General features: G+C 71.8%; 8 protein-coding genes. 2 read left to right on the forward strand and 6 right to left on the reverse strand.

The genetic code is table 11. From position 1 onward, the window contains the following. Positions 1 to 119: 119 nt before the first annotated feature. The 3 genes from ACFWY6_RS32280 to ACFWY6_RS32290 all read right to left on the reverse strand — a co-directional run bounded on the left by ACFWY6_RS32280 (position 120) and on the right by ACFWY6_RS32290 (position 3,310). Complete coding sequence (locus ACFWY6_RS32280; RefSeq protein WP_384697936.1) at positions 120 to 1,145, reverse strand: 6-phosphofructokinase; 1,026 nt, start codon at positions 1,143 to 1,145, stop codon at positions 120 to 122. A 157-nt stretch (positions 1,146 to 1,302) separates the two neighbouring features. After that, the gene (locus ACFWY6_RS32285) at positions 1,303 to 2,031 is read right to left on the reverse strand and encodes a type 1 glutamine amidotransferase (RefSeq protein WP_384697939.1); all 729 of its coding nucleotides are present in this window, start codon (positions 2,029 to 2,031) and stop codon (positions 1,303 to 1,305) included. A 40-nt stretch (positions 2,032 to 2,071) separates the two neighbouring features. Beyond that, the gene (locus ACFWY6_RS32290; protein WP_361814068.1) at positions 2,072 to 3,310 is read right to left on the reverse strand and encodes a MurT ligase domain-containing protein; all 1,239 of its coding nucleotides are present in this window, start codon (positions 3,308 to 3,310) and stop codon (positions 2,072 to 2,074) included. Between the two features lie 141 nt (positions 3,311 to 3,451). Here ACFWY6_RS32290 and def point away from each other — a divergent pair, with 141 nt between their 5' ends. After that, positions 3,452 to 3,991, forward strand: a complete 540-nt coding sequence (gene def, locus ACFWY6_RS32295) for a peptide deformylase (protein ID WP_384697942.1) — start codon at positions 3,452 to 3,454, stop codon at positions 3,989 to 3,991. A gap of 19 nt (positions 3,992 to 4,010) precedes the next feature. Here def and ACFWY6_RS32300 read toward each other — a convergent pair whose 3' ends face one another. Continuing rightward, positions 4,011 to 4,658, reverse strand: a complete 648-nt coding sequence (locus ACFWY6_RS32300) for a TetR family transcriptional regulator (RefSeq protein ID WP_266873681.1) — start codon at positions 4,656 to 4,658, stop codon at positions 4,011 to 4,013. Between the two features lie 167 nt (positions 4,659 to 4,825). On the opposite strand from ACFWY6_RS32300, the gene ACFWY6_RS32305 reads away from it, so the two are divergent. Beyond that, positions 4,826 to 6,052 carry an acyl-CoA dehydrogenase family protein gene (locus ACFWY6_RS32305; protein WP_266873680.1) on the forward strand — a complete coding sequence of 409 codons (1,227 nt, stop codon included), beginning with the start codon at positions 4,826 to 4,828 and terminating at the stop codon, positions 6,050 to 6,052. Between the two features lie 65 nt (positions 6,053 to 6,117). On the opposite strand, the gene ACFWY6_RS32310 is transcribed toward ACFWY6_RS32305, so the two are convergent. Continuing rightward, positions 6,118 to 6,906 carry a GNAT family N-acetyltransferase gene (locus ACFWY6_RS32310; protein ID WP_384697945.1) on the reverse strand — a complete coding sequence of 263 codons (789 nt, stop codon included), beginning with the start codon at positions 6,904 to 6,906 and terminating at the stop codon, positions 6,118 to 6,120. A 40-nt stretch (positions 6,907 to 6,946) separates the two neighbouring features. Then, positions 6,947 to 8,843, reverse strand: a 1,897-nt coding sequence (locus tag ACFWY6_RS32315; protein WP_384697948.1) for an MMPL family transporter, incomplete at its 5' end; no start/stop codon positions are given.

Consider the following 8,843-nt stretch of genomic DNA (forward strand, 5'->3'; position numbering starts at 1 on the left):
CGCGGGGTGTAAACCATCACTGGTTTTGTTTTGGTGGGGTGGGGGGTGGGTTGCCCCCACCCAAACAGCACCGCCCCCGGGCGGGGGTGGGGGCGGGGGGCCGTTCGAATCGCCTTGCGTTACAGCACGCACTCCGCCTCGGCGTAGCGCTCGTCCGGCACCGTCTTCAGCGTCTCGACCGCCTCGGCGAGCGGCACCATCGTGATGTCGGTGCCGCGCAGCGCCGTCATCTTGCCGAACTCGCCGCGGTGCACGGCCTCCACGGCGTGCCAGCCGAAGCGCGTGGCGAGCACCCGGTCGTACGCGGTGGGGGTGCCGCCGCGCTGGACGTGCCCGAGGATCACCGGACGCGCCTCCTTGCCCAGGCGCTGCTCCAGCTCGCCGGAGAGCCGCGTGGCGATGCCCGCGAAGCGCTCGTGGCCGTACATGTCCTTGACGCCCTCGTCGAACTCCATGGAGCCGGGGGCCGGCTTGGCGCCCTCGGCGGCCACGACGATGGCGAACTTCTTGCCCGCGGCGAAGCGCTCGCCGACCTTCGCGGCGAGCTCCTCGATGTCGAAGGGGCGCTCCGGCACGACGATGGCGTGCGCACCGGCGGCCATGCCCGAGTGCAGCGCGATCCAGCCGGTGTGCCGTCCCATGACCTCGACGATCAGGACGCGCTGGTGCGACTCGGCGGTCGTCTTGAGGCGGTCGAGCGCCTCGGTGGCGACACCGACGGCCGTGTCGAAGCCGAAGGTGACGTCGGTGACGGCGATGTCGTTGTCGATCGTCTTCGGTACGCCGACGATCGGCAGCCCTCCGTCGGACAGGAGACGGGCCGCCTTGAGCGTGCCCTCTCCGCCGATCGGGATGATCGCGTCGAGACCGAGGTCCTGGACGTGGCCCTTGGCCCGCTCCACACCGTCGCGCAGATGCGCGGGCTGTACGCGGGACGAGCCGAGAATCGTTCCGCCGCGGGCCAGGATGCCGCCGACCGCGTCAAGGTCGAGCTTGCGGTAGTCGCACTCAAGCAGACCCTTCCAGCCGTCGTGGAAGCCGATGACCTCGTCGCCGTGGTCGACGACGGCGCGGTGCACGACCGAACGGATGACGGCGTTCAGGCCGGGGCAGTCGCCGCCGGAGGTCAGGACACCAATGCGCATAGCCCGGGAAACCTTTGCAACGTGGGCCGAAGTCCGGACCACGTCGTCCGGCTGGAACCCCGCCACCCTATAGGCGGCAGGGGGCGGGGCCGCACCGGGCGTCCGACTGCTGGACGCCGCCGCTCACTTGTGCGGCAAGGGCTTCAGGCGGGCTGCTTCAGGCGGGCTGCTGGGCCGCGTTCATGCGCTCGGCGCGCAGCGCCTCGTACCAGCGGTCGTCCGTCGGCGGCAGCGCGTTCACATCGAGGGCCAGCTTCAGGAGCAGGTCCGCGATCTGCGGGTTGCGGGCCAGGACCGGACCGTGCATGTACGTGCCGAAGACCGTGCCGTTGTACGCGCCCTCGGTGCCGTCGCCCGTGCCGTTGCCCCGGCCGAGCGTGACGCGCGCGAAGGGGCGCGCGGAGGGGCCGATGTGCGTGATGCCCTGGTGGTTCTCGAAGCCGGTCAGCGGGGGCAGGCCCAGCTGCGGGTCGATGTCGCCCAGGACGTCGCCGACGCACCGCTCGCCCTCGCCGCGCGTGGAGACCACGTCGAGCAGGCCGAGGCCCGGCTCGCGCTGGCCGAGGTCGTTGATGAACTCGCTGCCCAGGATCTGGTAGCCCGCGCACACCGAGAAGACGATGGCGCCGTTGCCGACCGCGCGCTGCAGACCGCCGTCGCGCCGCAGCCGCTCGGCGGCCAGACGCTGCGGGCGGTCCTCGCCGCCGCCGATCAGGTAGATGTCGCCGGAGGTGGGCACCGGCTGGTCGCTGCGCACGTCGTAGCGCTCGACCTGGAGGCCGCGCTGGTGGGCGCGGCGCTCCACGACCAGGGCGTTGCCCTGGTCTCCGTACGTGCTCAGCAGGTCGGGGTAGACCCACACCAGCCGCAGGCTGTTGTCGCTCATGCTCATTCGTCCCTACGAGGGTCTAGAGGGTCCGGTGGGGTCAGTTGCCGACGCGGCGGCGCAGGTCCTGGAACGCGGTGTAGTTCGCGATCGTCTCGATCCGTCCGGGCGGCGCGAGCTGCACGGCCTCGTCGAGGGACTCGCAGACCCGGAAGTCCAGGCCCGCGACCTCAAGACGCACGGCCAGGTCCAGCTTGCGGTCCCCGAGCACGAAGATCGGGTGTCCTGCCAGACGCGTGTAGTCGACGTCCCACAGCCAGGAGGTGTCGGTGCCGTCGGCGCCGCGGGCGTTGACGGAGAGCACCACGGGGGTCGGCGGCGGGTCGATCAGCGAAAACGTTTCGAGCCAGCCGGCCGGGTTCTTCGCGAGCAGCAGACGCAGATCGCGGCCCTGGAACTGCACGACGTCGTAGCGTCCCGCGACGGCCTGCACCTGGTACATGCGCTCCAGGGCGACCTGCGGCGGCACGCCGAAGACGGCGGCGACGGCGGCCGACGTGGTGGCGTTGGCCTTGTTCGCGCGGCCCGGCAGCTGCAGATGGATCGGCCAGGCCGAGCCGTGCGGGTCCAGGACGTGGTCGCCGGAGAGCACCCAGCTGGGCGCGGGGCGGCGGAAACCGCACTCTCCGCAGAACCAGTCGTCGCCGGGGCGCTGCATCACGCCACCGCAGGAGGGGCAGGACCAGGCGTCGTCCTTCCACTCCTGGCCCGCGGCCACCCACACCACGTTCGGGGACGAGGACGCGGCCCAGACGACCAGCGGGTCGTCCGCGTTGGCGATCACGACCGCCTTGGAGCCCGCGAGGCCCTCACGCCAGTTCTCGGCCATCATGCGGGTCTCGGCGGCGCGGTCCAGCTGGTCGCGCGAGAGGTTGAGCAGCGCGATCGCCTTCGGTTCCACGTCACGGGCGACACCGGCGAGGTACTTCTCGTCGACCTCGATCACGCCGTACTTGGCGTCCGAGCCGCCCGCGAGGGCCGAGGTGATACCGGCCGGCATGTTCGCGCCCAGCGCGTTCGACACCACGGGCCCCGCGGCGCGCAGCGCCTCCGCGAGCAGCCGGGTCGTGGTCGTCTTGCCGTTCGTGGCCGAGACGAGCACCACGTCCAAGTGCGTGGCCAGTCGCCCGAGCAGGTCGGGGTCGAGCTTGAGTGACACGCGGCCGCCGATCACCGATCCGCTGCCGCGGCCCGCCGCGCGCGACACCGCCGCGGCGGCCTTGCCTGCCGTCACGGCCAGCTTGGCCCGCGGCGACAGCGGGTCCGTGTTGCCTGCCATCAGTTCTGGATCCTCCTTGCGTACGGCGCCGCGTCTGCCCCCGGCAACGCGATGGACCTCAGCCTATCGAGATCCACTCGCAAGCCCGAACCGCGGCACCACCCCGGCCCGGGGCTCTCCAAGGACCGTACCCTTGCCGCCATGCGACACGGCTCGATCCCGGGCGCCTCAGGGCGCGTACGACCCCTGACCCTGCTCGGTGACCCCGTGCTGCACAACCGGTGCGCGGAGGTCACCGACTTCGGCCCCGAACTGGCCCGCCTCATCGAGGACATGTACGCCACGATGTACGCCGCCCAGGGCGTGGGCCTCGCCGCCAACCAGATCGGCGTGAACCAGCGGGTCTTCGTGTACGACTGCCCGGACGACGAGGACGTGCGCCATCTCGGGTACGTGGTGAATCCGCGCCTGGTCGAGGCGGGCGGCGTCAGCGTGCGCGGGCCCGAGGGCTGTCTTTCGCTGCCGGGCTTGGAGGCGAGCACGCCGCGCTTCGACCACGCGGTGGTGGAGGGTGTCGACCGGCTGGGGCAGCCGGTGCGGGTGCACGGCACCGGCTGGTTCGCGCGCTGTCTGCAGCACGAGTGCGACCACCTGGAGGGCGGCGTCTACACCGACCACGTCACCGGCTGGCGGCGGCGCAGGGTGCTGCGGGCCGCCGCCAAGGCGTCCTGGAGCGGCTGAACCCCGGCCCGGGGCCCGCTCAGAAGCCGGGGCCGCCGACGCGGTCGGCCGCCGCCGCGAGCCGGCCCCAGAGGAGATCGGCCAGGCTGCTGACCAACTCGGCGCGCGAGCACGGCCGTTCGCCGAGCCACCAGTCGCCGGCGGCGTGCATCATGCCGACGATGCCGTGCCCCCACACGCGGGCGAGCTGCGCGCTGCCAGGACCGAGGTCGATCCGCTCCTCGATGACCTGCGCGAGTTCCTCGCCCATGCGGCGCAGCACCGGGGCGGAGTGCAGGCCCACGTCGAAACCCTGCTCGCCGGAGGTGGCGCCGTCCGACGGGTGCATCAGGAACCGGTACACCTGCGGGCGGGCCTCGATCGCCGCGAGGTAGGTGTCGAGGGTCTGCTCGACCCGCTCCCTGCGCTCGGCAGGGGCGTCCAGGGCGGCGCGCAGCGAGCCGAGGAGCGCATCGGTGTGCCGCTTGGCGAGCGCGGCGTACAGACCGCCCTTGTCGCCGAAGTGGCGGTACAGGATCGGCTTGGTGATGCCCGCCTCGGCGGCGATGGCGTTCATCGAGGCACCGGGACCGTCGCGCAGCACCACCCGGTCGGCGGCCTCCAGCAATTCGCGCCGCCGGCGCTCGGCAGACCGCTGCTGCTCGGTCTGCTGTGTGGTGGTCTCCATAGCGTTTCTCTCCCCGCCCGTGCGATTGCGTGACGCACGCGCAACGTAACACCCCACAGGATGTGCCGATCGAACGGGCGGCCGGGAGTTGACAGCGGCTACCGGCCGGTAACAGACTCCCGTTACCGCAAGTAACGCTTGTCTTGATCGCAGGTCCTGGAGGGGTCATGGCCGAGTTCACCATGGAGCTCAACGACGAACAGAAGGAGGTCCGGGACTGGCTCCACGGTTTCGCCGCTGATGTGATGCGCCCCGCGGCCGCCGAGTGGGACGAGCGCGAGGAGACGCCCTGGCCCATCATCCAGGAGGCCTCGAAGCTGGGAATCTACTCCCTGGACTTCTACGCCCAGCAGTTCTTCGACCCCACGGGCCTCGGCATCCCGATGGCGACCGAGGAGATCTTCTGGGGCGACGCGGGCATCGGCCTGTCCATCATGGGCACGGGCCTGGCCGCCGTCGGCGTGCTCGCCAACGGCACCGAGGAGCAGATCGGGACCTGGATCCCGCAGATGTACGGCGACGTGAACGACGTGAAGGTGGCCGCTTTCTGCTCCTCCGAGCCCGACGCCGGGTCGGACGTGGCGGCGATGCGCACCCGCGCCGTCTACGACGCGGCCAAGGACGAGTGGGTCCTCAACGGCACCAAGACCTGGGCGACCAACGGCGGCATAGCCAACGTCCACGTCGTCGTGGCCGTCGTCGACGCCGAGCTCGGCTCGAAGGGGCACGCCTCCTTCATCGTCCCGCCGAACACCCCCGGCCTCTCCCAGGGCCAGAAGTTCAAGAAGCACGGCATCCGCGCCTCGCACACCGCCGAGGTCGTCCTGGAGGACGTACGGATCCCCGGGCACTGCCTGCTCGGCGGCAAGGAGAAGCTGGACGAGCGCCTGGCCCGCGCCCGCGAGCGCGCGAAGTCCGGCGGCGAGCGCGTCAAGAACGCGGCGATGGCCACCTTCGAGGCCTCGCGCCCGGCGGTCGGCGCCATGGCCGTGGGTACGGCCCGTGCCGCGTATGAGGAGGCCCTGGAGTACGCCAAGACGCGTACGCAGTTCGGTCGCCCGATCATCGACAACCAGGGCATCGCCTTCCAGCTCGCCGACATGCGTACGCAGATCGACGCAGCCCGTCTGCTCGTCTGGCGTGCCTCGTGGATGGCGAGCACCGGCAAGAAGTTCGAGTCGGCCGAGGGCTCCATGTCCAAGCTGTACGCGAGCGAGGTCGCCAAGAAGGTCACCGCGCAGGCGGTGCAGATCCTCGGCGGCAACGGCTTCACGCGCGAGTACCCGGTGGAGCGCATGCACCGCGACGCCGCGATCTACACGATCTTCGAGGGCACGAGCGAGATCCAGCGCCTGGTGATCGCGCGTACGTTGTCGGGGATGCCGATCCGCTGATCGGTGTTGCACGTGAAACCTCCGCCCTTGTCGCCTTTGTGGCGGCAAGGGCGACTTCTTTGCGACTAGGGCGTGTACACGTACGGCGTCGTCACGCTCAGCGGTGCGAATCCCAGGCGTTGGAGGATCGGGCGGCTGTCGTCGGAGGCGTCCACCTGGAGGTAGCGGCAGCCGCGCTCGGCGGCGATCCGGGCGCGGTGGGCGACCAGTGCACGGTAGATGCCCTTGCCGCGCCAGCGCGGTGCGGTGCCGCCGCCCCACAGTCCTGCGAAGTCGGTGCCGGGCCAGAACTCCATGCGCGCCGAGCTCACCGGCTCGTCGCCCGCCATCGCGACGGCGGCGACGATGGCGTCCGGGGTCTCGGTCAGCTGGGTGAGGACCCGCTTGGCGAGGCGCTCGCCGAGTCCCGAGCTGTCCTCGCCGAACGCCACGTTGTGGGCGTCCGCCATCAGCCGGACGCCGGCCGCGTCCGTCACCGGGAGCAGGCGTACGCCCTCCGGGAGTTCGGGCTCCATGGGCAGTGCCGCGGCCTCGGCGACCATCACCGTCTCCGGCGGTTCGGGCACGAAGCCGGCCGTCCGCAGCCGGTCGGCGAGGTCAGACGGGCGGTCGTGGGAGTGCAGCTTCCACTCGAACTCGCGCCCGAGAGCGGTGTAGTACCGCACCTGCTCGGCGATCGTGGCGTCCGCCGTGGCCGCGTCGACGTCCGCCCAGTGGATGCCGTTCCAGTCGTGTGCCGCGCCCGTCTGCCGGACGACGGCCCCGACCCGCTCGACCCGCGCGCCGGGGCTGTCGCTGCGCGCCTCGCGCCTGATCTGCCGGTCGTACTCCGCAAGCACCGCTTCGTGATCCATCCGGTCACTCCAGCAGCGGGCGCGGGGCACGGCAACCCCATTACGTCGCGCGGCGCTCCAGCTCCACCTTCGGAAGCAGCGTGCGCAGCCAATCCGGCAGCCACCACGCCCGGCGGCCGAGCAGCTGCATCGCCGCCGGGACGATCAGGCAGCGGATCACCAGGGCGTCGAGCAGGATCGCCACGGCGAGGCCGAGGCCGAACTGCTGCAGCATCCGGTCGGGGCTGAGGATGAACGCGGCGAAGACCACGATCATGATGGCGGCGGCCGCCGTGATCACCTTTCCGGTGGCGGCCAGGCCCTCGCGGACCGCGGCCTCCGGGTTCTTGGTGCGCTCCCACTCCTCGTGGATGCGGGACAGCAGGAACACCTCGTAGTCCATCGAGAGCCCGAAGACGATCGCGAAGATCATGACGGGGATGAAGGCCTCGATCGGACCCGGCTCGACGCCGAACCAGCCGTGCTGGAAGACGAGTGTGATCACGCCGAGTGCCGCTCCGATGCTGACGAGGTTGAGCAGCGCGGCCTTGAGGGGGATCAGCACGGACCGGAAGACCAGCAACAGGAGCAGGGCCGAGAGGCCGACCACGATCGCGACGAACAGCGGCATGCGGTCGGCGACCGTGTGCGCGAAGTCCTCCGTGGCGGCGGTCGATCCGCCGACCAGGAACTCCGCCCCGGTCTCCCGCTCAAGGGCGGGCAGTACGTTGCCCCGCAGAGCGGCCACCAGGTCCGACGTCGCCTCCGCCTGCGGTGCGCTGTCCGGGAAGGCCATGACCGTGGCGACCGAACCGTCATCGGCCGGGATGGGCGGGCTCGCGGCGGCGATGCCCGGCGTCTCGGCGAGGGCGCTCTGGAGCCGTTCCGTGGCGGGCCGGCCGCCGCCGTCGGCGACGATCGCCAGCGGGCCGTTGAAGCCGGGCCCGAAGCCCTCCGCGAGCAGGTCGTAGGCCTGGCGGCTCGTCGACGACTCCGCGTCGTTGCCCGCGTCCGCGAAGCCGAGGCGCAGACCGGCGGCCGGCGCTGCGAGCGCGCCGAGCGCCACGACGGACAGCAGCAGCGCGGCCCACGGACGGCGCTGCACCCGCTCGGCCCAGCGCCGCCAACGAGCCCCCTCCGGCGGTCTGTTGCGCCGCTCACGCTTGGCCGCACGCTCCATGACGTGCCGGTGGATGCGCCGGCCGAAGACACCGAGGAGCGCGGGCAGCAGCGTGAGCGAGGCGAGCATCGTGACCAGGACGGTCAGCGCGACCGCGAGCGCGACGCCCTGCAGCGAACCGATCCCGAGGGCGACCAGGCCCATCAGCGCGATGATGACCGTGCAGCCCGCGAAGAAGACGGTGCGGCCCGCCGCGTCCAGGGCCGTGCGCGTGGCCTGCTCCGGGGTGACGCCCTTGAGCAGTTCGCCCCGGTAGCGGGAGAAGATCAGCAGCGCGTAGTCGATGCCGACACCGAGCCCGACCAGCATCATGATCGGCGGCGTGAAGTCGGCGACGTTCGCCAGGTGCGAGGCCAGCGTGATGAGGCCGATCGAACCCCCGACGGCGAACAGCGCGGTCACCACCGGCAGGCTCGCCGCGACGAGCGACCCGAAGAGGAAGACGAGGATGACCAGGGCGCCCAGGATGCCCGCGCCCTCGGCCGGACCCCCGCCGCCCTCCTCCGCCTCACGGACCGCGTCACCGCCCACCGATGCCTCGAGTCCGTCCCCCGCGACGGACCCGGCGGTGTCGATGACCTTGCGTACGTCCTCTTTCGCCACCTCGCGCGAGGTGGCGTCGAGCGTGACCGTCGCGTACGCGATCGTGCCGTCCCCGGAGACGGCCGCCCGGTCCTCGTAGGGACTGCGTACATCGGTGACGCCCGGCAGGCGCCCGGGGGCCGCGGGCCGCGTCGCGGGGGGGGGCGGGGGGGCGCGGGGCCCCCCCCACCCCGGG

This window comes from Streptomyces sp. NPDC059037, assembly GCF_042740015.1.
Lineage (GTDB): Bacteria > Actinomycetota > Actinomycetes > Streptomycetales > Streptomycetaceae > Streptomyces.

What these genes read in the sequence shown, in the direction of transcription:
- def (WP_384697942.1), top strand. Translation starts at nt 3,452, where the DNA reads ATGCGACACGGCTCGATCCCGGGCGCCTCAGGGCGCGTACGACCCCTG.
- ACFWY6_RS32290 (WP_361814068.1), bottom strand. Translation starts at nt 3,310, where the DNA reads ATGGCAGGCAACACGGACCCGCTGTCGCCGCGGGCCAAGCTGGCCGTG.
- ACFWY6_RS32310 (WP_384697945.1), bottom strand. Translation starts at nt 6,906, where the DNA reads ATGGATCACGAAGCGGTGCTTGCGGAGTACGACCGGCAGATCAGGCGC.
- ACFWY6_RS32280 (WP_384697936.1), bottom strand. Translation starts at nt 1,145, where the DNA reads ATGCGCATTGGTGTCCTGACCTCCGGCGGCGACTGCCCCGGCCTGAAC.
- ACFWY6_RS32285 (WP_384697939.1), bottom strand. Translation starts at nt 2,031, where the DNA reads ATGAGCGACAACAGCCTGCGGCTGGTGTGGGTCTACCCCGACCTGCTG.
- ACFWY6_RS32300 (WP_266873681.1), bottom strand. Translation starts at nt 4,658, where the DNA reads ATGGAGACCACCACACAGCAGACCGAGCAGCAGCGGTCTGCCGAGCGC.
- ACFWY6_RS32305 (WP_266873680.1), top strand. Translation starts at nt 4,826, where the DNA reads ATGGCCGAGTTCACCATGGAGCTCAACGACGAACAGAAGGAGGTCCGG.